We start from the raw sequence: 23,950 nt of genomic DNA, 5'->3' as shown, positions 1-23,950 counted from the left end.
GATCAATTCTCCTGCGTTCAAGCATGGTTTCAACTAGAGTGCGCGGCCCCTCGTTGCAAGAGCCAGCGATTTATGGGGAAGCGGTCGGACGCGCAAGCACAGTTTCGAGCACGTCTGCAGCCTCACCGCACGCCTGCTCGATCTGTATAGACAAGGACTCAATGTTATCGGATTGAGTAGACTGCATCAAGAACGCGCGTCCGTCTGTGCCAATAGTCGTTGGGTCAAGCCTATCCCCTGTTAACAATCGAGCGGCTGACTGCAAACGCCAAGTGAGCTGGTAGGTGGAACGCAGAACGTCATGCTCGTGCTGCGTGAACCAGCCGAGATCCCGTCCAGATTGCAACTGAGTATATACGTCCTGCGATGGACAGCCTGCGATTAAAGCCGCTGCCTCGGCGACCAGTTCTATATCCATCATACGTCCGGCGCCGCTTTTAGGATCCCACATAGACCCCGGCTTGGCCTCTGCCAGCCGCTTGCGCATTTCACTTGTCTCAAACCGGATAGTGGCTTCATCGTTACGTGCTTGTAGAAGATTTATACGAAACTGCTCTACAGTCTCAGCCAAATCAAGCGCTCCCACGACAACGCTTGCCCGTGTGAGGGCCAAGTGTTCCCAAACCCAAGCTTCGTTTTCTTGATAAGACATAAAGCTGCCAAAAGATGTGGCAACAGGACCTTGTTTACCAGATGGGCGCAGCCGCATATCAACTTCGTACAGTCGGCCTTGCGCGGTCTGTGCTGTGACCGCTGTGATCATAGCCTGCGTCAATCGCGCGTAGTACGCCCTAGAATGCAAGGGGCGATTTCCATCTGAATACTCAACATTATCCGCGTCATAGATCACAATCATATCCAGATCTGACGCGGCGGTCAGGCGGCCAGCACCAAGTGATCCCATACCCAAGATCAGGGCCCCGCGTCCCGGCGGCGTCCCATGCTTTTTCGCAAAGGCGTCCACCACCACCTCATACAGCGCTGCAATCGAAGCAGACGCCAAATCGCAATATTGCTGACCGGCTTCATCTGCTGAAATAAGGCCTCTCAACTGATGGACGCCAATACGAAAGTGCCATTCTTTGGCCCAACGACGCGAGCTGTCCAAGGCTTCTTCGTAGTCTCCAGCTTTGGCCAAAGTCTCAGTCAATTCAATGCGCAAGGCAGCGCGCCCTGGCCATGGCGCAAAAAAGGCACCGCCGATGACAGCATCTAAAACACCCGAGTTTCGTGAAAGATACCGTCCAAGATGCGGCGCTGTGGCAACGATATCGAGAATCAAATCAATCAACTGAGGATTAGCCTCGAAGAGCGCAAAAAGCTGCACACCAGCAGGCAACCCACGCAAGAACCCGTCTAGGTTTGCAGCCACTTCCAATGGGCGATCGTGAGCCTGAAGACGGACCAAAATAGTATGCTTTATGCGTTCGAAAATTTTCTGCGCGCGCGTGGAACGCAACGCTGGATAGCTGTGCCAACGCGATGTGATTGCGTGCAACTCTTCGGATTGCACAATCTCAGGGGCTTGAATTTCAGTTGGGGCAAAGAAGCCCTCGGTGACCTCATGCACACGCGCACAACGCTTCATGATATCGCGGCGCATCGCATCGGTGTCCACGCCCATCAAATGCGCCAAACGGTCAAACTCTTCAGGCGATGATGGCAAACTATGGGTTTGTTGGTCACGCAGCATTTGCAAGCGATGCTCAACCTCTCTGTGGGCCGTATAGTCAGCAGTTAAAAGATCACAAATATCATCTTTTATCCAAGACTTATCGGCCAACCCTTTCAATGCATCACACGTTCCACGCATGCGCAGGTCCTTGTCGCGCCCCCCAGCGATCAACTGCCGTGTTTGGGCAAAGAACTCGATTTCTCGAATACCTCCAAGTCCCAATTTTATATTATGACCTTCAAGCTTTAATCCCCCGCCAAGCCCCTTATGTTTGCGAATTTTGAGGCGCATATCGTGGGTCTCTTGAATGGCTGCAAAATCGAGATGCTTTCGCCAAACAAAGGGTGTCAGCGAATCCAAAAACTGTTGTCCAGCCACCTTGTCGCCGGCCGCAGCGCGGGCTTTGATATAGGCCGCGCGTTCCCAAGTCCGCCCAACACTTTCATAGTACCTTTCAGCCGCATCCATAGCGAAACACACAGGTGTCACAGAAGGGTCAGGGCGCAATCGCAAATCAGTCCGAAACACATAGCCGTCCGCCGTCAGCTCAGACAAAGACGCCATGGCTTTGCGTGTGGCACGGATAAATCCTGCACGCGCATCCATGCGATCCACAGGGTCAAATCGGGTCTCATCAAACAGGCAAATGAGATCAATATCGGATGAGTAGTTAAGCTCCCCTGCCCCATGCTTGCCCATGGCCAAGGCCACCATACCAGCGCAGCTCTCAACGTCATCTTGGGTTTGTCCTGGCAATTTCCCGCGCTCGATCTCGTGTGCGACATGTGCACGTAACGCCGCATGTGTGGCGTGATCAGCCAAATCTGACAAAGCTCCTGTGACCTCGTGCAGCGACCACACACCCGCTAAATCGCACAGGCCTGATAACAAGGCGACACGACATTTGGCGCGGCGCAGCTCTGCATTCAGTGTGCGGGTCAGTGTATCGGGACCCAATCCATCGATCCTGGTCAACTCATTCGACAATGCCGCTTCAGGATCGTTAAGCGTTGGCGTTATCCATGCAGCCTCACGCCCGAGCAACCCATGCAAATATGGTGCGCTGCCTCCCGCTCCGATGATCAGATCGCGCATTTGTCCGGTCAATTCAGGAACGAACGCAATCGCTTCCGCACCGCGATCTAGATCATACGCACGTGGCAGCCGCGTTATTCTACTAGCAAAAGGGATGCTGGACATGTTGCAGTCTCCTAGTGATTGGGTAGTCTATAGGACCCTGTTCACCAGACCTTGTGCAAGATCAAAACAACTTCCGCTAGAAGCACGACAAGGCAGTTTGGATGCCAAAGAGTGTAAAGCGGTTCGAAATAGCTCTGAAAACTAGGGGTTCAGCTCAGCAATACTATCCTCGCCGCGAAGACCGTCCAGCACAATCCTGATCGTCTTTTCAGATGAACAATGCTTGCGGTTGGCCCGTTTGATGTCTTTGACGATCAATCCACTAGGGCTTTTGCGGCATGTCGTAACGCAGTGGACTGAAAGTCGAGCAAGTGCGATTTAAAGGAAGCTGTCTTATGGTAAAAAAAAGATGGCCAAAATCTGGGCCTTTACGGCGATCAACACCGAGGGCAGCTTTCGTATAATTTTGGAGTTTTCGTCCCAAAATCGGTTATGATGTGTAGTGCGTTTGCTCAGGCAAAGAAATTTCAATGGATGTTCCACCAAAACTTTTACCTTCAATTATGTGGAGAACTCCGTTCCAGCCTTCCACATATTTACGTGCTATGGCCAAGCCGAACCCACTGCCCTCTATAACATCTTGAGACTTCAAGGTCGTGAAAGGTTCAAAAACCTGTTCGGCATATTGTTCTAGAATTCCCTGCCCGTCGTCACAGACCCAAATGGCGCCATGCGTTCCATTATTGGTCACATGGATGTTTCCGACGTCTTTGCCATGATGACGGCAGGCGTTATCCAACAGCAAACATATTACTCGTACGAGCGATTTTTGCGGCACATTGCATTTTTGATCTACCAAATCTAACGTCACTTTGAAATCATCAGGCAGCGCTGACTGTTCTATTGCCATCTTGATTGTACTAATGACGTCACAATCCACATGACACTCAGTCGCAGTGTCAATTTCACAATATTCCCGCACCGAGAGTATCAGCCTGTCTGCCCTTTCCGCTTTCGACTTTATGTCTAGAAGGTGCCTGTATACATCGCTTGGCACGCTACTGGACACCGTTTCCAAGTCTTCAACAATCCAATCTGGCAGTGTGTTAACAGCCCGCAATGATGCGCGAAGATCGTGCACCAATCTGGACACGAACCGGTTGTTGGGTTGTAAACTGCGTGGTTCTTCTGCCGTCATTAATTTTGATCTCGCTAATCTTATGTCCGTTCTATTTTTGTTCTAAAGTGAATTGTTTTCAAATTCCTTTACCTAACTCATCATGTGCTGTTTTCGATTGCGTAACGTTTCCGCGCGAGAATGCCGTCTAAATAAATGTAAAACTAACACATTTTTAAACTCTATGACCGAGACTCAGGTTGGATCAGGGAGAGTTCCGCATGGAAAATTTTAACAAGGCGACCAGGTTCCAACCACAAAGAAATTCAAACGCAGGAACAGAAACACACATTCTAATTGTCGACGATTCAGTTTTTGATTGCCAAAATATAGAACGGCAGTGCCGACGCACAAATTTGCAGCTCTCAATAGATACGGCAAAAGATGTCAAAACTATGCAAAAATCAATGGATACAAAGACATACGATGTAATTTTTGTTGACTACCACCTTGCCAACGAAACAGGTCTAGAAGCGCAAAATGTTATCCGCAGACACCCGTCACATGCCAACGCCACCACTATAATGATGACTGGTGAAGTGTGTCACGAAATTGCTGTCACGGCGATCAAAAGTGGCTGCCAAGACTATGTTGCCAAATACGATATGGACGCATTTTCGATTGAAATGATGATGAAAACCGCGGCGAAGCGGCTCGAACAACATGCAACGCGTGTGTTTCAAAAAGAAATGGACGCCATCCATGATCGTACGATGTCTGCTGTCACAGAGGTGGTTCGCACAGAACTGAGCGATGACCGCATTGTGTCGTTACTGATGCGCGCACTGGGGCAAGTGTCCTATTCCGGTGGCCAGTCGATTGAACATGAAACAGGTGAAAATTCAATCTTAAACATGCTGGATGACCCCAACCCAAGTTTTTTCATCTTTAAATAGACATTGAAAGTTAAACAATAGTGCCTCAAAATTATTTAAGACAGATACATGCTGCGACGAATGTTAGCACACTTGGCGGGGCAGAAGCGGAAAGAGCTGCTTTGGCCCGTTCAGGTAAGCTCCACTCTGTTCATTGGGTCGTGGTTGTGGTTTCATTGGCAATCACATTCGGCGCATGGAGCTTTTCAAGCAATCAAGTCAAACGTAACAGCAATGCGCAGTTTGAACATCAAACCGACCAGATTTTGGGCGTCGTCTCTGAACGTATAAAGCAGTATGAAGATGGATTATGGGGCGGTGTTTCTGCACTTCAATCTCATGGTGGGAATATGTCTCGTGATCAGTGGCGGACCTATGCTGAAACGCTGAACATCTATGAAAAATATCCAGGAATCAGTGGAATCGGAGTGATTCACTTCGTACCCGAAGCAAAACTTGAGGCTTATGAGCGAGACCAGCGCCAAACGCTGTCCGAATTTGCTGTTTACCCAGTTCACGACGGCGACATCAAGCTGCCTATAACCTATATTGAGCCACAAGATTTAAACGCAAAAGCAATTGGACTTGATGTAGCCCATGAGATCAACCGCTTCACAGCGGCAATAAAAGCAAAAGATACAGGTATTGCCCAAATAACCGGCCCAATCAGTTTGGTGCAGGATGAAGGGAACACGCCTGGTTTTCTATTTTATACGCCATATTATGACGATGCTTCCGAAACGGATAAGAGAGAGTTTCTAGGGTTGGTGTACGCACCGTTCGTTTTTAAGAAATTGATGGCAGGAACTTTAGGTAAAGAAAACAGGCAACTTCACTTTTCAGTTCGTGATGCAGATAGCGATTTATACTCAGAAAACACTCTAGAGCACCCAGCACCGGAATTAGGCGAGCCATTTACCAAAGAAATCGACTTGAATCTTTATGGTCGCACGTGGACTTTTTTTGTTTGGGCAGATCCAGAGTTTCGAAACAACATGGCAAGCAACGAACCGCTCGTCATCCTTTTTGGCGGGCTCTTCATTGATGGAATGTTGTTCATTTTGTTTGTGTTGTTGACCCGCTCAAACAGAAGAGCTTTGGATTTCGCCGATTTGGTTACGCAGCAATTACAGCACAAGGCAAATGAACTGGAAGTGTCAAACGCAGATCTGGAGAAATTTGCATATATGACATCCCATGACCTAAAAACGCCATTGCGAGGCATGGGTGATTTAACCGAATACCTAGAAGAGGACTTGGAGCTTTATGTCTCAAGTCCCTCGGCCAATCCACAAGTACAGTTCAACATTGAACGCATGAAGCGACAAGTTCTGCGCATGGACAATTTGATCAATGGTATTCTCGTTTACTCTGGCATTGGTACTGGCGTCGAAACGAATGAAACAGTCGACTTGGGTCAAACTGTACGTACGATCGGTAATGACCTGTCTTTGAACGAGAGCCAACTTATTGTAGACGATGAGCTTCCATGTGTGTGCACCAACTCAACCCGGTTGAATCAAGTCTTGTCCAACTTGATTGGGAACGCCGCAAAGTATCACCATGATATCAAAAACGCAGAAATACGCGTGACTTCTGAAACCGTGGGCGAATGGATGTACCTCAGTATTTCCGACAATGGGCCAGGGATAGATTCTATGTTCCATACAAAAATTTTTGAACCATTTCAGTCTTTGCAGCCAAAAGATCAAATCGAGAGCACTGGAATTGGTCTGTCAATTGTCAAACGCACTGTCGAGTTCTATGGCGGGACAATCGCTATAGAGTCCGAACCAAACCAAGGCACAAAGTTTACCCTCAGCTGGCCAATTTCGACCTCTCCCTCAATTTTGAAAGACGTAGCATGACACAGATGATTGATATCTCACATCAAGGTACTCCTGAATTTTTAGTTGTTGACGACAATGATCTCGATTTTGAAAAAATCAGTCGCAGCTTTTCACAGCTGCGCATATCCAATCGCTTACGTCGTGCACGAGATGGGATTGAGGCCTTGGACCTCTTGCGACAAGACTCTAATTTGGAAAAGGGGCCGTCACATTTCATTGTGCTGTTGGACCTCAACATGCCACGTATGGGCGGTCTCGAACTCTTGGCAAAATTTCGTGATGATAGGCAGTTCTCAAACGTATCCGTGTTTGTTCTGACGACCTCAGATCACCCCGATGACATTTGCAACGCACATGAATTTAACGTCGCTGGATATATTGTTAAGCCTGTCAAAAAGGATCAAATGCTTGAGGCTTTGACCGCTCTCAACCACTTTTGGACTTTATGTAAATATCCGGAAAAACCTGTCCACGACATAATTGGGGCGCCTTAAGTATACAACGGAACACAATAGCGCTGAGGTCAAAAATCTATACCCACACTCAATAGAGTTTTCCATAGAATACGCGCGAAGTGACGGCTTTAAGGTTTTGAATTATAGACTTTTTCGCTCACCTTCGACCATCGAACCTCAAAGGATATTTAATTGTTGCAAAGAGAGGCAACAAACAAGTTGGCGGCAAAAGGTTAAATATTTGCCCCTAGGGCCCTGCGCAAGGCTGGCGGGATACATAGAACACACAGCGCAGGCTAAGATGGCCATCTTCAAATACATCAATGGCTTCTACAATCCGCCACGGCACCACTCAACATTGGGCTGGAAAAGCCCTGTCGCTTTCGAACGGAAGGTGGCTTAAACGAGCCCTTGAAGCGGCACTAAAACGCGACACATCTAGTTGGTTCTCGTAGGGATCTTGGCACGAACACTGGAAAAAAGCATTCGCGACACCTATCTGTCCAAATGTGTAGTGAAAAACAAAGTTTTCATGTTGTTTAAACTCAAATATCTACGGCCTGGGCTTGACGGCGACCGTCATGTCACTTGTCGCGACTGGAGTGTAGTAAAATGAGCAATCCTTTGCGTATCGATATCGTGTCAGACGTGATGTGCCCGTGGTGCATCATCGGCTATCGTCAGCTGTCCCAAGCGCTGAACGCGGCTGGTACGGATCACGAAATTCATTGGCATCCGTTTGAATTGAACCCGAACATGCCGCCAGAAGGCCAAAACACACGCGAACATGTCGCAGAAAAATACGGCAGCACGCCTGAGCAATCTGAACAATCGCGCCAGCACATGAAAGCGCTGGCAGACGATCTTGGCTTCGATTTCGAATGGACCAAAGACTCTCGTATGCACAACACTTTCAACACCCATCAGCTGCTCCACTGGGCAGATATGCTCGGGCGCAAACATGATCTCAAAATGGCGCTCTTTACGGCTCATTTCACGGATCAACGCAACTTGTCTGACAATGCGGTTCTGGCTGAGGTTGCCGCCGAAATCGGACTGGACCGTGACCAAGCCGCCGCCGTGCTTGATGATCAGCGCTTTGCTAATGATGTGCGCAGCGCCGAGCAATTTTGGCAACAACAGGGCATTACTGGTGTGCCTGCCGTTGTGTTTGACCGCAAGCATCTCGTTACTGGTGCGCAAGGCGTAGACAATTACACCAGCATTCTGTCGCAATTGGCCAAGATGACAGGCTAATCCGTCCTAGAGCCAGCAAATGTGCACCAAAGAACAACTGCCAAACGAAGATGCCAAGCGCATGGGCTTTGAAACATTTGATAGAGCATGCTTGTGATGGCGATTGAGAGATAAAGGGCGCCTGCGATGCGCGCGTCTTTCAGGTTTAGTTAATTTTTGAGTGTCTTGTGACATGGTTTTCCTTTCAAAAGGCCAAGCCCAATCGTTCCGCGACAGGAACGGGCAACCTATCGGCTATACGGACCCAGCCGTGCGCCGTGTCCTGCCTAATCTCGAACCGCTTGTGTTTCCAATCTGGCTTGTCGCGCATCGTGACTTTTTAACGAGAAGTCGGATTCGTAGAGTCTATGACGTTTTGGCACAGGACCTGAATCGCAGTGAGCTACAGCTGATAGAAACAGACCTTCACTAAAAAATAAGGCATAGGCAAAAACGCTCAAGCCTGTCCTTAACTAAGACATTCACCAAGGACCGCGTCAGCTTATCGCGGTCCCCAATGAGATTCAGTTCGTCATCGCCTAAGACGTAGTTTCGATCTTGCCCGAATATCTGCCGTTCTTTGAGGATGAGGACATTTCGGAAGACCAAAAGCGCGAAATGATTGAGGCGCTGTGGTCCATCATGGTCAGTTTTGTTGATCTGGGGTTTGGTATTCATCCCGTCCAGCAAGCTTGTGGAAAAGACATTTCTTTGGCGGAAATGCCCACCGCAGATGTGTTAAACTTGTCAGACACCACAACCGTTTTTGAACATGCCGCAGCACCGAAGACTGACGCGCAACAGGAAGGGAGTCTTTAAATGGAAACACAAAACGCCGTCATTTATGCACGCGTCTCAAGCGTCGCTCAGCTCAAAAAGGGCGATGGCTTGGCCTCTCAAGAAAGCCGTTGCCGCGAATATGCGCGATACAAGGGCTACGAGGTTTTAGACGTCTTCAATGACAATAAATCGGGCGGCGATGCAGATCGGCCCGCCATGATCGCCTTGCTGGCCTATCTGAAAGCCCAAAAGGAAACCTGCGTTGTTATCATCGACGACATAAACCGCTTTGCGCGAGATGTTGTCGGGCATTGGCAATTGCGAGCTTTGCTGGCCGAAGCAGGGGCAAGCTGGAAAGCCCGTCGATTGAGTTTGGTGAAGACAGTGACAGCATTTTGGTCGAGAACCTGCTGGCTTCTGTCTCTCAACACCAGCGCCAGAAAAACGGCGAGCAAACCAAAAATCTTATGCGAGGCCGTGCGCTGAATGGCTATTGGGTGTTTCGCGCGCCGATTGGCTATAAATACGAACGGTTTGCGGGGCATGGCAACATGCTGGTGCGTGACGAACCGATGGCGTCCATCATCCAAGAGGCCTTGGAAGGCTTCGCCACGGGGCAGTTTGAGACCCAAGCCGAGGTGAAACGGTTCTTGGAATCCAAGCCCATTTTCCCGAAAGATTTTGCCGACGGCACAATCCGTTTTGAACGGGTGATCCGCTTGCTGACGCGCATGCATTTTGCAGGCTCCATCGAAATCCCCGAATGGGACGTGTCGCTGCGCAAAGGCCACCACGAGGGCCTGATTTCCTTGGGAACCTTCGAGCTGATCCGAAAACGCATAAAAGACGGCGCACGCGCCCCAGCCCGCAAAGACATCAGCGCCGACTTCCCCTTGCGCGGGTTTGTCTGCTGCGACGATTGCAACGCGCCTTTGACGGCTTGCTGGTCTACAAGCAAATCGGGCAAAAAACACCCTTACTACCTGTGCCACTCAAAGGGCTGCACAAGCTACCGCAAATCCATCCGCCGTGATGTGCTTGAGGGCGATTTCAACACGCTCCTGCACGCGCTTACGCCGTCGGAGGTGACGTTTGGCATGGCGAAGGCTATGTTCAAAGACGCTTGGGGGCAGCGGGCCACACAAATCGAGGCCGACAAACGCGTGCTCTGCGCTGAACGCAATCAATTGGATAAGAAAATCGAAGGCCTGCTGGACCGCATCGTTGCCTCTGACAGCCTAACGATCATCTCAGCCTATGAAAAACGAGTGGAAAAGATGGAGCGCGAATGTGTTCTTGCAACAAACAGTGCTGAGACTGGCTTTTGCAGACCGCATTTCCTATGCTCGGAATACCGGACTTCGAACCCCAAAACCACCTTGCTGTTCAAGGTGTTAGCGGGGATTTCGGGCCAAAATAGTAAAATGGCGGACAGACAGGGATTCGAACCCTGGAGACGGTCTCCCGCCTACACACTTTCCAGGCGTGCGCCTTCGACCACTCGGCCACCTGTCCGTTGGCGCGATTTCTAACCGACCACGCGGGGGGGGGCAAGCCCCTTTCCCTATTAAATGATGCTTTTTGTAAAAATGATTTAAGCTATTGTAAACGCTTGTAATTTCACAGGTCAATCAAGGTGAATGGCGACACGTCGGTTCATGCGGCCTTTTTTCTCGATCTTGCCAATGCGAATGCGTCCGATTTCCGAGGTGCGCGCCACATGGGTGCCGCCGCAAGGCTGCAAATCAACCTGTTTGAGTGCATCCCCGATACGCACCAGTCGCACATGCCCCTGCCCCGTTGGCGGCATCACAGACATGGTTTTCACTATGGAGGGATCTGCCAAAAGCTCGGCGTCGGTGATCCACATATCGGTGACCTGCAGATCTTGTTCGATCAAAGCGTTCAGGGCCTCTTCAAGCGCGTCCTTGTCCGCGGGCGGCTCATCCATCGCGAAATCAAGTCGGCCTTTTTCAGCACTGATAGACCCGCCAGTCACGGGCAGAGGGATCACGACGGATAAGAGATGCAAAGCTGTATGAACCCGCATATGCCGATGACGCCGCACCCAATCAAGTCTCTGCGTGACCTGTACACCAACAGGGGGCAAAGGCGCTGGCTCGGCAGGCACCAAAATGATGTCTTGGTCGCTGCCTTTGATGGTCGTGGCAATGTTCAACGCCCCGCCGGTCCATTCAAGCCGTCCACTATCGCCCGGCTGTCCACCACCAGTGGGATAAAACACTGTGGCGTCTAAAACGATGCCGCCTTCGGGCGTAAGTGCGCTAACGGTCGCTTGACCATCTTGCACGTAAGCATCATCGCGAAACAAGGCTATGGTCACGCAGTATCTCCCTCGGACAGAGAACCTTCGATGTCAGTATCCTGATCCTGCGCGACGGGCTCGAACTCAGTATTGATATTGGTATTAGTATGAAGTGTTGTGGCGCTGTCAGGCGGACGACCGTGCAAGGCTTCCGGATTGCGCAGCCAGATATCGCGTTGCGCAAACGGGATTTCGATGTTTTCTGCAATGAAACGGCTGGCGATCTCGTGATTGACGTCGCTGGTGACTTTCAAAATTGTCGTCACATCCGACAAAATCGCGCGCACTTCGAAATCCAGTGAATCTGCACCAAACCCCATAAACAAAACTTGTGGCGACAGGCCCGAGGCGATGCCAGATTGCGCCTCGATGATCTCGTGCAGAATGGTTTCAACACGGCGCGTATCAGTGCCGTAGGCGACGCCAATTTTAAGGGTCACACGTCCTAAAGAATTGCCACGTGTGTAGTTTGTGACTGCGTTGGAAATCAGATCGGCATTTGGCACGATCACATCAGTACGATCGAAGGTCTCGATCCGCGTCGAGCGCACAGAGATATCGCGCACAAAGCCCATTTGGCCGCCAACTTCGATCCAATCGCCTTTGGACACAGGGCGCTCAATCAACAAGATGATGCCGGACACAAAGTTTTGCACGATATTTTGCAAACCAAAACCGATACCAACCGACAGCGCCCCTGCCACAAGCGCCAGCGCAGACAAATCAATCCCAGCCGCCATGATCGCCACAACGGCCGACAAGAACACCCCAACATAACCGGTGCCAGAGACAACCGCCTGCTGCCCGCCGCGATCCAGTCTGGTTTTGGGCAGGATCGTCGATCCCAAGGCCGCCTTAAGAAGCTTTGTGAGACCAAACCCGATGGCGAAAACAATCAAAACAGTAAGCACATCAGGGATCGACAGCTTTGCGTCACCCAAGGGAATTCCCTGCTGCATCAGGGACCAAATTTCCCAAAGCTGATCGGGCCGCATCCCCCAAATCAAGGCAAACAAAGGCACGGCACCTGCAAACAACCCAATAGAGATCAGTACCGGCACCAAGCCATCCGCATCTTCAGGGTCGCGCCGCACGATGGTGCAATAGAGGTCAGACACAAACCGCGAGCCGACCAAAAGGCCACTCAGCAGCGCCAGCGACAACACCGAAGGGTAGACGATCCCAATGGCCGCCGGCATATAGCCAATCGCCCCCAGAAGAATGGCAATCAACGCTGCAGGGCGCAGAATTTTCGCGACAGACCGCGTCATCAACGCGACAAAGCCACCCGAAGAATTGCCCGCTTCCATAGGGCCCATCATGGCTTCTTGGATGCGATCTGCTGACACCAAAATCTGCGCCAAGCGGAACAACGACAGTGCGGTCAAAACCACTAAGGGAAAGCGCAAAACATTCAAAGTCTCGGAACTGTAGCTGTCAATTTGTGCCAAATCGGCCAGCAAGGCATTGAGTGCTAACATTAACGCCATCAGCGTGAAATGCCCCGAGGCTTCTCGCTGTTGCGCAGCACTTAGATCAAAGGCGTCTTGGGCGGTTTCAGTTTCATAAAGCACGCGCGAGGACAGCCATCTGGCCGCGAAATAGGCAAAACCGATTGCGGGTAAGGCTTGGGAAACCGCTTGACCGCGTTCGCCCAAAATGCCTGTGATTTTAGCGGCTTGCGCCAAGGCGAGCAGCCCAACCACGGGCACAATCACTTGTCCCAAAGATCCGACAAAACCGGACACGCCCCGCCCCGCTTGCCCGCTCACAAAGCCTTGGACTTTTTGAGACACCAGCTCAGTATATTTGCGCCCGCGCAGCAATAAAAACACGGCCAAGACTGCCAAGAACACAATACCCGCCCCATTGGCTTTCAATGTGGCTTGCAGCGAAGGTTTGCGCAAATTGTCATACGCGACGCTCCAAGCATTGAGCGCCGTGTCAGAAATATCTTTAATCGCTTGCGGCCAAATGACGGGGTTGAGCGGCGTGGGGCCAAGCTCCATCAATGCATCAGTTTGACGCGAAATAATGATGCTGTCAATTTCGCCAATCAGCCCATCGGCACGGGTAAAAGATTCTTCGGCTTGGCGCACAGGGGCCGTCGCGGTCTCAAGTTGTTTGGCCAATTCGGCACGCCGCACAGTGACATCATTGGGTTCAGATCCCCCTTCTTCGGGGGCTGCGCCCAGCGATTTGGTCTGAGCTTGCAGGGTTTCTATGCGCGCAGCATTGGCGGATTGAGCATCTAAAAACGCTCCGCGCCAAGCCACCAGTGTGGCACGTGTGTCCTCAAGGTCAGCGTCATCTGGCGCGCCATCTCGCAACACGCTTTCAACGTTGCTTGCGAAGCTATCCCAGTCAGAATAATTTGGCGTGCTTGTGTCTTGTGCCCACAGCGCGAGCGGCAGGCACAGCGTTACAACGATTAAAAACCGGCAAACCAGAGTGCGCATTAGCCCTCGTAAACGTCAGGCAAAGCGCGCGGACCACGATCAAGCCATTTGGGCACAGGCAAACCTTTTTCTTTCAAGAATTCTGGGTTGAATAACTTAGATTGGTAACGCGTACCGTAGTCACACAAAATGGTTACGATTGTGTGGCCGGGGCCCATTTCGCGGGCCATTTTCATTGCACCGGCGACATTGACGCCAGATGATCCGCCTAGGCACAGGCCCTCGTGTTCCAATAGATCAAAGACAACAGGCAAGGCTTCCTCATCAGGCACCTGATAAGAAAAATCAGGTGTAAAGCCTTCCAAGTTGGCGGTGATACGCCCCTGCCCGATGCCTTCCGTTATCGAACCGCCTTCCGATTTCAGCTCACCGGTGGTGTAATAGCTGTGCAAAGCAGCACCCATTGGATCGGCCAAACCGATTTTCACGCCCTTGGGCTGCAAGGCCATGCCAACGCCCGCCATGGTGCCTCCAGAGCCAACAGCACAGATAAAGCCGTCGACTTTGCCGTCTGTTTGGTCCCAAATCTCAGGGCCAGTTGTTTCAATATGGGCTTGGCGGTTGGCGATATTGTCGAATTGGTTGGCCCAGATCACGCCCTCGTTGGTTTCCCGCGCCAGTTGTTCCGCCAGACGCCCAGAGTAGCGCACATAGTTGTTCGGGTTTTTATAAGGCGCGGCCGCAACCTGCACCAGTTCAGCACCCGCCAAACGCAGCATGTCTTTTTTCTCTTGGCTTTGGGTCTCGGGGATCACGATCACCGTGCGAAAGCCCAATGCAGAGCCCACAAGCGCCAGACCGATGCCTGTGTTGCCAGCCGTGCCCTCGACAATCGTGCCACCAGGTTTCAACAGCCCTTTGGCGACAGCGTCTTTGATGATGTAAAGCGCCGCGCGATCTTTCACGGATTGGCCAGGGTTCATGAACTCAGCCTTGCCCAAAATCTCACATCCCGTAGCCTCGGATGGGCCTTTGAGACGGATCAATGGCGTGTTGCCGATTGTGTCGATGAGATCTTGGTTCACGCGCATATCAGGGCGCTCCTTTATAATAAGTCGTCTTGGAATATGTAGAACGAAGGTTCGCTACACTCAAGTCATTCGCAGTCATTCAAGGAAACTGTTTTGCCAATTCAACACCAGCAAGAACAGAACCGCCTCGCAGTCGGTTTTATGCTTTGTCGCGTTTTTCAAGGTCCAGCCAAATCCCTTCGCTAGAGCGCACCGTCAAATGCGCCACAGGCACGGGCGTTTTATCTGCGACGATCTTGATCTTATAAGCGCCGACAATCATCGCCAACAACAGTGGCCCCTCGACCATGGCAAAACCCGCCCCTGTGCACACACGCGGCCCAGACGAAAACGGGATAAAGGCATCGCGCAAACACTGTTTGCCATTGTCGGTTTTAAACCTGTCGGGATCAAAAGCATCGGGATCATCCCAAAACCGCTCGTGACGCTGCACATGCCAAGGCGACAACACGATTTGGCTGCCCACAGGCACATCGCGTTCGCGAAACCGCTCAGGACACGTGGTCTCGCGCACCATCATCGGCACAGGCGGATACAGCCGCAGGGTCTCGCGAAACACATCCTTGGTATAGCGCAGCTTTGACAGGTCAGAAAACGCGGGATCTGTGCCAAAGGCCAGCCCTTCTGCGGCGACTTTGTCTTGCACCTCAGGATTGGCCGCGATCAACCACAGCGCCCAAGCCAATGCAGACGCCGATGTCTCATGCCCCGCCAAAAAGAAAATCGCCACCTGATCGACCATTTCCTCAGCCGTAAAAGTCTGCCCCGTTTCAGGGTCAGCCGTGGTCATAATCTTGGTCGCCAAATCGTTTGGTGCTGTGCCCGATTTGATTTCCGCCATGCGGTTTTCCGTCAAGGTCCGGATCAATGCCCGAATGGTTTTGGCGGTGTCTTTGGTGCGTTTGCGGTGAAAGCGCGGCATCCAGCGCGGCAATGGGATAAAGGCCGCGATGTTCAAAATCGGTTGTTCGCGTTGGTGATCTTGGAACTGGGAAAAAACATCGCGCGCGATCTCATGTTCAATCGGGATTGAGAACAGAGTGCGAAAAATCACATCCGCTGCGGCATGCGATGTGTGTGGTTCAATATCAATCGGGCCTTGCTCGGTCTCAAGTCGCGCAACCGCAGACTGCGCCGAGGCCACCATCGCGTCAAAGGTATCGCGCAATCGCCCACCTTCAAACGCGGGATCAATGATACGCCTTTGCCGTTTCCACGCCGCGCCATTGGTTAAAAATACCGATCCTTCGCCCAAAAGCGGCTTCAACCCTTCGGCAATCCGTGCAGATTTCGGAAAATCCATTGGCCGTTCATTCAGAACCCGTTTGATCAAGCTCGGTTGATTGACCAAATAGGACCGAAAAAACGGCGTGCGAAATTCAGCCATCCACGCGCGGTACAGTTTGGCAGGCTGCGCTGACAAAATATCTTTGCGAAACAATTTCACATAGTTGCGCAAAGTTGTTTTGTCGGGCCGCGCGGTGGGCTTTGGCGGGATCATAGCGCCATCTCGGTGTATGTATTGGCTGGCGTATCAATCCGACTTGGCGTCGGCACGTGATCTTGGAACCGCTCGGCCAAGGTTTGCGGGCCAGCGGTGATTTTAAAATAATCATAGCTCAGCGGGCGGTCAAAAGCGCACAGATACTGAAAATGCAGTCGAAAGAACCTGCGTTTAAGTGTGCCCCAAAGCTCTGGCGATAGCGCTTGGGTAAAGACGGCTGAGATCACCAAGGGCCATTTTTGATCATCGGGAGCGACACCCGTGACTTTGATCGGATCGCACAACGCGAATGAGCACGGATCACCAGGGGCCGTCACATCAAGCCAAAACAGCTCGTCACGGGCACATAAATAGGCCAAATCGCGGCGCAAAATTTTTGCCTCTGGCAGAAAGCTGACCATGGGCACCACCTGACCCAATGTCAAAAACGACAGTTTCGGTGCGTAACCTGTGTCGCGTTCAGGCACTTGGCCCGCGCGGATCAGGTCGGCCAAAACGCTCACACCCAAATGCGCGCCGGACGAATGCCCGACGATCAAAACCTCGTCCCAGTCTTGGGTTAAAGCCTCGGCAATATCATCTTGGAATTCTTTCAAGCGCGCGATCAATTCAGGTGGCTCGGCCCCGCGCCAGCGCGCGGAATAGCCGTAGTCATGCATGAGATAATAGGCGAAAAACTTGCCGTCTTTGCGTTTAAACCACCGCAAGACCCCGTAGATCAAAGCGGCAGAGGCAATCGTCGCCCCCGCTTGGATCAAAATCCCATCGCTCAAGCCTGACAGCAGTGCAAACAGCCCCCACCCCAGCCCGAGCGCGATCAACAGCTGCACCAGCAAAATCAAAACGGGGTACAAGGCCGCCAAAACAGGCCCGCGTCGCAACTTCATCAACGCGCCCAAAGCGCCCGTTGAAATGTAAATCCAAGCGGTGCGGATCAAAATCCAGTAGGTCTGAAAAATCCCTGCATCCATGCTCGATTGCACAATGTCGGACCAGACCAGCACATCGATTTCGCTATGGGTCTCGACCCCATCAATCTGCGCATCCACAGACCAGCCAAAGCGCGCGCCTGATTTGGGCTTCAGCGTCAAATCATAATCTGAAATCTCGGACTGTTTGGCGCCCTCTTTGCGATACAATTCGCGGTAGCGCCGTGGTGGAATAGGATCATAACCGGGTATATAAAACACCCGCCGCCGTTTTACCGGATCATTGTCTGCTGAATTCATCTGCGTCATGCGCCACTATAGTCATGCCTTGCCAGCATATTAAAGCGTTTCGCGTTAAACCTGAATTACCATTTTCACCGCACCCCCAGCGCGCGCCAGAATGACACGATCTATGTCGTCTAAGGCTTTGGATCAGCGGCGTTTTAGCCCAAAGCGCTCAAAGCTGGGAATGTTTCCAACAACCAATAGCTTAACCGTGAAAACGCGCCGGTCAAAAGCATCACGCCGACAAAGACCAACAATCCGCCCATGATCTTTTCGATCAGACCCATGTGGCGCTTCAAGCGGTTCATCACTGACATCGCACGGGTGATGAAAATAGCGGACAGCAAGAACGGCACCCCAAGCCCGATGGCATAAACACCCAATAAAGCAGTGCCGCGCGTCACAGACCCTTCGGTCGCAGCAATCGACAAGATCGCGCCAAGCTGCGGCCCAATACAGGGCGTCCAGCCAAAAGCAAAGGCCAGCCCCAAAACATATGCGCCAAAGGACGATCCCCCTTGGTCGCCCGCATCTAGCCGTGCTTCGCGGTCCAAAATGGAAATGCGAAACACAGACAGGAAATGCAGCCCCAAGATGATAATCACACCACCTGAAATGCGACTTAAAAGCACCTGATTTTGCAAGAAAAAGCTGCCCAGAAAGGACGCCGTGAACCCCAGAAACAAGAACACCGTCGACAGGCCCAAAACGAACATCAATGCAGGCACGATGGCTTTGCGCGGCGCATGTTCGTCCGTCAGCTCCCCCATGGAAATACCCGACATATAGGCCAGATAGGGCGGCACAATCGGCAAGACGCAAGGGCTTACAAAAGATGCAATACCTGCGGCCAAGGCCACGAACATCGCAGGTAAAAGGCCCGCGTCAAAGAGGTCGATTCCAAACATGATTTACTGATGCCACAGCGGCAAGTCGAAGAAAAGCCGCGCGTGATCGCTGCAAGGTCACTTTCATGTGGTCCACCGTAACAATCGTCTAAAACAGCTCGCATAAAAAAGGCGACCAAATCAATTGGCCGCCTTTTTCTAAATTATATCAGTGCCGTATCAACCGATACTCCACCAGCCTTTACGTTTTGGCTTGGCGGGTTCCTCAGGCGTCTCAACCGGATCTGCGACCACATCAGGCGCTTGCGCGATGGGTGCGGACGCAGGTTGATCCACGACGACGGCTGCGGCTTCTGCCACTACAGGCTCTTGGACCGCTACAGTCTCTTGTACCACTGGCTCTTGGACCACTGGCTCTTGCACCACTACTGGCTCAGGCGTGACTAAGACAGGCTCTGGGGCCACCACAGGCTCTGGCGACACCTCAACAACCGACGCAGGTGCGGGCGCAGGATCTACAGCAGGAGCCTCAACCTCTTGTTCTTGTGCAGCAGCCGCTTTCGCAGCTTTATCCGCCTCGATTTCAGCCCTGGTGCGACGCTTGCGCTTAGGTTTCGCAGGCGCTTCTTCCGTGGTGACAACCGCTTCAGTGCTTGCAGCTTCTGCTGCTGGCTCAGCTTTTTTACGGCGCGTGCGCTTTGGTTTTTCAGCAGAGACTTCTTCAGTTGTCTCGGCAGAAACTTCAGCCACTGGCTCTGATGGCGTCTCAGCAGAAGCGTCTTCAGCCACAGGATCAGCTTTCTTACGGCGGGTCCGTGTGCGTTTTGGCTTCTCGAGCGGGGCCTCTTCAACAGTAGCATCACTGCTGGTCTCTGTAGGTGCGGGCTCGGCTGCTTGCGCTTCGCCTTCTACAGCTTCAGTCACATCAGAGGTTCCCGCGTTTGCCGAATTCCTGTTGCGACCACCACGTGAACGACGTGAGCGTGTGCGTTTGGGCCTGTCTTCCGTACCCTCTTCAGCATCCGCTTCACCTTCAACGGGTGCAGCATCGTTAGACACAGCCTCAGTTGAGGTGACACCAGACTCAGCGCCCTCTTCACCCTCGGTTTGACCCTCAACGTGATCGCCCGGTTTGCGGCGACGACGACGGCGACGACGGCGTTTTTTCGGTTGATCTTCTTCGCCCTCAGCTGTTGGCGCTGCAACAGCCTCTTCTTCGACTTCGGCGTCTTCGATCTCTTCGGCTTCGACAATATCTTCGTCAAGGTCGTCCATCAAAGCAGCAGAGGCAGAAATCGCAGTGCTTGTGACCTCATGCACCACACGCGTGGCGGTTTTGAATTTTTCGATGGTGAAGTCTGGCGAAATCATATGCAGGTCAGCTTCAAGACGCACAGCCATGCCGTAACGCGCTTCAATCTGAGCGATTTTCTCGCGTTTGAAGTTGATCAAATAATTAATGATGGCGATTGGTGCTTTGAGCAGAACTTCTTTAGACCGACGACGCGTGCCCTCTTCTTCGAGCTGGCGCAAAATAGTCAAAGCCATGTTGTCATCAGAGCGGATGAGGCCGGTGCCATGACAATGCGGACAAGGCTGTGTGGTCGCCTCAAGCATACCTGGACGCAAACGCTGACGCGACATTTCGAGCAGGCCAAAGCCAGAAATGCGACCCACTTGGATGCGGGCGCGATCGGTTTTGAGATTGTCTTTCAGACGTTTCTCAACAGACGCATTGTTGCGGCGCTCTTCCATGTCGATGAAGTCGATGACGATCAGGCCAGCAAGGTCACGCAAACGCGCTTGACGGGCCAGTTCTTCGGCCGCCTCAAGGTTGGTTTTCAGCGCAGTATCCTCGATGGAGCCCTCTTTGGTGGAACGCCCAGAGTTCACATCGACAGAGACCAAAGCCTCGGTCACTTCGATCACGATATAGCCGCCAGATTTCAACTGAACCGTTGGGTTAAACATAGAGCCGAGGTAACTTTCCACTTGGTAGCGGGCGAACAGCGGCATGTTTTCGCGGTAGTTGGTGACGTTTTTCGCATGTGTCGGCATGATCATACGCATGAAGTCTTTGGCCGTCCGGAAACCCGCATCGCCTTCGACAATCACTTCGTCGATCTCTTTGGAATACAGATCACGGATCGAGCGTTTGATCAGATCGCCTTCTTCATAGATTTGCGCAGGCGCCACTGATTTCAGGGTCAGCTCGCGGATCTGTTCCCACATGCGTTTGAGGTAATCGTAATCGCGTTTGATTTCGGTTTTGGTGCGTTGCGCACCAGCCGTGCGCACGATCAGGCCTGCGCCTTGTGGCACGTCCATCTCTGTGGCGATTTCTTTAAGTTTTTTGCGGTCAGCGGCGTTGGTGATCTTGCGGGAAATACCACCACCACGGGCCGTGTTTGGCATCAAGACACAGTAGCGACCCGCCAAAGACAGGTATGTGGTCAAGGCAGCGCCTTTGTTGCCGCGTTCTTCTTTGACCACTTGGATCAACAGAATTTGACGCACTTTGATAACTTCTTGAATTTTGTAACGGCGCGCGCGGGCCTTGCGGCGCGGACGAATGTCTTCGTGCGTGTCATCGTCTGCGACGTTTTCAATGCTTGGGTCTTTGTCAGAGGCGGTCTCAGCCTCGTCTTCATCGTCGCCATCAGCTTCATCATCGGCGTCGTCAGCTTCATCATCAGAACTGTCGTCTGCACTGTCTGTTTCCGCTGCATCGTCTTGGTCCGCGGCATCGTCTGCTGTTGTGGCTTCAACGGCATCTGTTTCATCAACAGGCTCTTCGACAGGCGTCTCTTTCACAGTAAAGGCAGGCGAAGTGCCTTCTTCCACTGCGTCAAGATTGCTGTCTGCGATCAATACATCTGCGGCACTCAAGTCAGGCTCGACAACATCCATGCCAGATGCAGACGAGGCTTCGACCTCAGCTGTTGCAACTGTTTCGACCTCAGCAGTCGCAACTGCATCATCAGATACAGTCTCTTCAGCTTTGCTGCGCGTACGCGAACGTGACCGGCGACGGGTGCGTGTGGGTTTTTCGTCTTCTTCGTCTTGGGCTTTCGCGTGGGCCAATTCTTCGGCCATAAGCGCTTCGCGATCAGCCACTGGAATTTGATAGTAATCAGGGTGAATCTCGGAAAACGCCAAGAACCCGTGACGGTTTCCGCCGTAGTCAACGAAAGCCGCCTGTAAGGACGGTTCGACCCGTGTTACTTTTGCGAGATAAATGTTGCCAGCGATTTGGCGTTTGTTTTCAGACTCAAAGTCGAATTCCTCGACCTTGTTTCCGTCGACCACCACAACGCGGGTTTCTTCCGCGTGGGTGGCATCGATAAGCATCTTTTTAGCCATTTTATTCTTTCGGCACCCGCAATCGGCCCGTCCTGTAAAAAGAGGGCTAGGCGAAATTGGAGGTGATTGTTGGGGGCGATGGCAGGCGCGGGCAAGGGAGCGGGGGCGCTAGCGCCCTCATACAGCTCGATAATTGCCTCTGCGCGTTGCATCGCGTTTCTTCTCCGGCGCACATCAAACAAGTGGTTGAGACGCCCATTCATGAAACCCAAGCGCCCTATTTCAGGAGCGTTTGGGCGTTGCTGTGCCGCGGGGCTTTGTCATACCTCGGGGCGCTATCGGTCTGCGGTGCAAGCGGGCGGCACACTGTCGTTTGGTGCCATCTCCAACGCTTGCTTGCAGCGAATTTGTCAAAGCACTGTGCCGCACGCGAGACGCGTTTGGCATATATGCATCCCTAATCAGTAGTGGTCCCTGTGGACAAATACAACATGCAATTTTGTGAAGCAGGTCGTTTGGCCGTGCAGGCGTCGGTATTTAGTCTTGAGTAGTTTCAAAAAGTTACAACGGGTTTACCCCCCGACACATTCCTAAGCCCCAAAGTAAGGCCCTCAAAACTGTCACCGAACCGTGACCGCGCCGTCACTCAACCGTCGCGGGACTGTCATGGAAATCAATCAGCTATTGAGCATCCAATCATGCCCAACGGGCATCCTTTTATGCCCAAAGCACATCATTTTCCGCTTTTGACTTCAAACAGGACAATCACATGACACGTTTATACCTCGGGATTTCTTTCCTTGCGCTGACCTGCGCCCTGCCTGCCACAGCACAAGATATGAGCCACGGCCGCATCGAGCTTGGCCCCCGCCCCGCCTATTTGATTTCCATGATGGACGAGAGCCCATTGAAAGATGCGTTGGAAGCCTGTGCCTCTGTCGAGCCTGTGACAACAGACTTTTCAATCGCACACCGCGGCGCGCCGTTGATGTTCCCTGAGCACACAAAACAAGCCTACTCCGCTGGCTTGCTTATGGGCGCGGGCATCATGGAATGTGACGTGACATTCACCGCCGACAAAGAATTGGTTTGCCGCCACGCGCAAAACGATCTGCACACAACCACAAATATCCTTGCCACAGATTTGGCCGAGAACTGCACAACGCCGTTCACGCCAGCGTCTGGTGACACAAAAGCCTCTGCCGAGTGCCGCACGTCTGACATCACATTGGCAGAGTACCGCACTTTGAACGGCAAAATGGACGCGGCGAATTCTGCTGCGACCACTGTCGCTGAATACCTCGACGGCACGCCGAACTACCGCACGGATCTTTACGCCACAACAGGCACTGTGATGACCCATGCTGACTCCATCGCCTTGTTCAAAGCCCATGGCGCGAAGTTTACACCTGAGTTGAAATCCCCATCCGTTGACATGCCATTTGATGGCTTCACTCAAGAAGACTACGCGCAAAAAATGATCAACGAGTACAAAGACGCAGGCGTTCCAGCCTCTGACGTGTTCGCGCAGTCTTTCAACCTCGACGACATTCTCTACTGGATCAAAGCCGAGCCCGCATTTGGCGAAAACGCTGTGTTCCTTGTGGAACCAAACGACACCTTCAACCCACAAGATGCCAACACATGGGCTGAAGATTTCGCAGCACTTGAAGCGCAAGGCGTGAACTATCTTGCCCCAAGCATGAACATGCTTGTTGTGAATGAAGGCCAAAAGATCGTTGCATCTGCTTATGCAAAAGCAGCCAAAGAAGCTGGTCTTGAGTTGATCACATGGTCCTTGGATCGCTCTGGTCCCTTGGCAAATGGCGGCGGCTGGTACTTTAAATCTGTGACTGACGCGATCAACACAGACGGCGATTACTTTGAAATCCTCGACGCTTTGGCGATGGACGCGGGCGTTGTTGGGGTCTTCTCTGACTGGCCTGCGACAGTGACTTACTATGCCTCTTGCATGGGCTTGAAATAAACCAAGCGACAGACGCATATATACATTAAAAAACGGGGCCTCCATCTGGGGCCCCGTTTTCATGTCACATAAACCAATTCACGCCGCAGC

The 23,950-nt window shown here is 52.1% G+C and carries 17 protein-coding genes, 1 tRNA gene and 1 pseudogene; 8 read left to right on the top strand and 11 right to left on the bottom strand.

Annotated features, from left to right (window positions below):
- Nucleotides 1-70: 70 nt before the first annotated feature.
- Together WNY38_RS00615 and WNY38_RS00610 are read right to left on the bottom strand one after the other, a co-directional pair.
- Nucleotides 71-2,875, bottom strand: a complete 2,805-nt coding sequence (locus tag WNY38_RS00615; RefSeq protein WP_342855378.1) for a glutamine-synthetase adenylyltransferase — start codon at nucleotides 2,873-2,875, stop codon at nucleotides 71-73.
- Nucleotides 2,876-3,305: 430 nt separating this feature from the next.
- On the bottom strand, nucleotides 3,306-4,013 hold the full coding sequence (locus WNY38_RS00610; RefSeq protein ID WP_342855377.1) for a HAMP domain-containing sensor histidine kinase: 708 nt from the start codon (nucleotides 4,011-4,013) through the stop codon (nucleotides 3,306-3,308).
- 200 nt (nucleotides 4,014-4,213) lie between these two features.
- Here WNY38_RS00610 and WNY38_RS00605 point away from each other — a divergent pair, with 200 nt between their 5' ends.
- The 7 genes and pseudogenes from WNY38_RS00605 to WNY38_RS00575 all read left to right on the top strand — a co-directional run bounded on the left by WNY38_RS00605 (nucleotide 4,214) and on the right by WNY38_RS00575 (nucleotide 9,674).
- Nucleotides 4,214-4,888 (top strand): response regulator, encoded by a 675-nt coding sequence (locus WNY38_RS00605; RefSeq protein WP_342855376.1) that lies wholly within the window; start codon nucleotides 4,214-4,216, stop codon nucleotides 4,886-4,888.
- A gap of 101 nt (nucleotides 4,889-4,989) precedes the next feature.
- On the top strand, nucleotides 4,990-6,735 hold the full coding sequence (locus WNY38_RS00600) for a CHASE domain-containing protein (protein WP_342855375.1): 1,746 nt from the start codon (nucleotides 4,990-4,992) through the stop codon (nucleotides 6,733-6,735).
- A complete protein-coding gene (locus WNY38_RS00595) occupies nucleotides 6,732-7,211 on the top strand; it encodes a response regulator (RefSeq protein ID WP_342855374.1) in 480 nt (159 codons plus the stop codon). Before WNY38_RS00600 ends, WNY38_RS00595 begins: the two co-directional genes overlap by 4 nt.
- Before the next feature lie 253 nt (nucleotides 7,212-7,464).
- Nucleotides 7,465-7,575, top strand: a pseudogene (locus WNY38_RS00590) (IS3 family transposase); the annotation flags it as partial.
- Between the two features lie 209 nt (nucleotides 7,576-7,784).
- Entirely contained in the window at nucleotides 7,785-8,429 is a 645-nt protein-coding gene (locus tag WNY38_RS00585; protein WP_342855373.1) for a DsbA family oxidoreductase, read from the top strand.
- 537 nt (nucleotides 8,430-8,966) lie between these two features.
- Nucleotides 8,967-9,227: a hypothetical protein gene (locus tag WNY38_RS00580; protein ID WP_342855372.1), complete on the top strand. Its 261-nt coding sequence runs from the start codon at nucleotides 8,967-8,969 to the stop codon at nucleotides 9,225-9,227.
- Nucleotides 9,228-9,674 carry a recombinase family protein gene (locus WNY38_RS00575; RefSeq protein WP_342855371.1) on the top strand — a complete coding sequence of 149 codons (447 nt, stop codon included), beginning with the start codon at nucleotides 9,228-9,230 and terminating at the stop codon, nucleotides 9,672-9,674.
- 31 nt (nucleotides 9,675-9,705) lie between these two features.
- Here the strand turns inward: WNY38_RS00575 and WNY38_RS00570 are convergent, their stop codons facing one another.
- From WNY38_RS00570 to WNY38_RS00530, 9 genes are all read right to left on the bottom strand, one after another.
- Nucleotides 9,706-10,155 carry a hypothetical protein gene (locus WNY38_RS00570; RefSeq protein ID WP_342855370.1) on the bottom strand — a complete coding sequence of 150 codons (450 nt, stop codon included), beginning with the start codon at nucleotides 10,153-10,155 and terminating at the stop codon, nucleotides 9,706-9,708.
- Nucleotides 10,156-10,613: 458 nt separating this feature from the next.
- Nucleotides 10,614-10,703, bottom strand: a tRNA-Ser gene (locus tag WNY38_RS00565).
- 112 nt (nucleotides 10,704-10,815) lie between these two features.
- The gene (locus WNY38_RS00560; protein WP_342855369.1) at nucleotides 10,816-11,532 is read right to left on the bottom strand and encodes an alanyl-tRNA editing protein; all 717 of its coding nucleotides are present in this window, start codon (nucleotides 11,530-11,532) and stop codon (nucleotides 10,816-10,818) included.
- Entirely contained in the window at nucleotides 11,529-13,973 is a 2,445-nt protein-coding gene (locus WNY38_RS00555; RefSeq protein WP_342855368.1) for a DUF3772 domain-containing protein, read from the bottom strand. The genes WNY38_RS00560 and WNY38_RS00555 overlap by 4 nt, the downstream gene beginning before the upstream one ends.
- Nucleotides 13,973-15,004, bottom strand: coding sequence for a cysteine synthase A (locus WNY38_RS00550; protein ID WP_342855367.1), 1,032 nt, complete (start codon nucleotides 15,002-15,004; stop codon nucleotides 13,973-13,975). The genes WNY38_RS00555 and WNY38_RS00550 overlap by 1 nt, the downstream gene beginning before the upstream one ends.
- Nucleotides 15,005-15,143: 139 nt before the next feature.
- A complete protein-coding gene (locus tag WNY38_RS00545; protein WP_342855366.1) occupies nucleotides 15,144-16,505 on the bottom strand; it encodes a cytochrome P450 in 1,362 nt (453 codons plus the stop codon).
- A complete protein-coding gene (locus tag WNY38_RS00540) occupies nucleotides 16,502-17,746 on the bottom strand; it encodes a hypothetical protein (RefSeq protein WP_342855365.1) in 1,245 nt (414 codons plus the stop codon). The genes WNY38_RS00545 and WNY38_RS00540 overlap by 4 nt, the downstream gene beginning before the upstream one ends.
- A gap of 134 nt (nucleotides 17,747-17,880) precedes the next feature.
- A complete protein-coding gene (locus tag WNY38_RS00535; protein WP_342855364.1) occupies nucleotides 17,881-18,630 on the bottom strand; it encodes a cytochrome c biogenesis protein CcdA in 750 nt (249 codons plus the stop codon).
- Between the two features lie 159 nt (nucleotides 18,631-18,789).
- Nucleotides 18,790-21,933 carry an Rne/Rng family ribonuclease gene (locus WNY38_RS00530; protein ID WP_342855363.1) on the bottom strand — a complete coding sequence of 1,048 codons (3,144 nt, stop codon included), beginning with the start codon at nucleotides 21,931-21,933 and terminating at the stop codon, nucleotides 18,790-18,792.
- A 709-nt stretch (nucleotides 21,934-22,642) separates the two neighbouring features.
- Between WNY38_RS00530 and WNY38_RS00525 the strand changes: the two genes are divergently transcribed.
- Complete coding sequence (locus tag WNY38_RS00525) at nucleotides 22,643-23,860, top strand: glycerophosphodiester phosphodiesterase family protein (RefSeq protein ID WP_342855362.1); 1,218 nt, start codon at nucleotides 22,643-22,645, stop codon at nucleotides 23,858-23,860.
- The last annotated feature ends 90 nt before the right edge of the window (nucleotides 23,861-23,950 follow it).

The organism is Pacificibacter sp. AS14, assembly GCF_038899935.1.
Classification (GTDB): Bacteria; Pseudomonadota; Alphaproteobacteria; order Rhodobacterales; family Rhodobacteraceae; genus Celeribacter.
The sequence above is the reverse complement of the archived record's forward strand: the minus strand, read 5'-3'. Positions and strand labels throughout refer to the sequence as shown.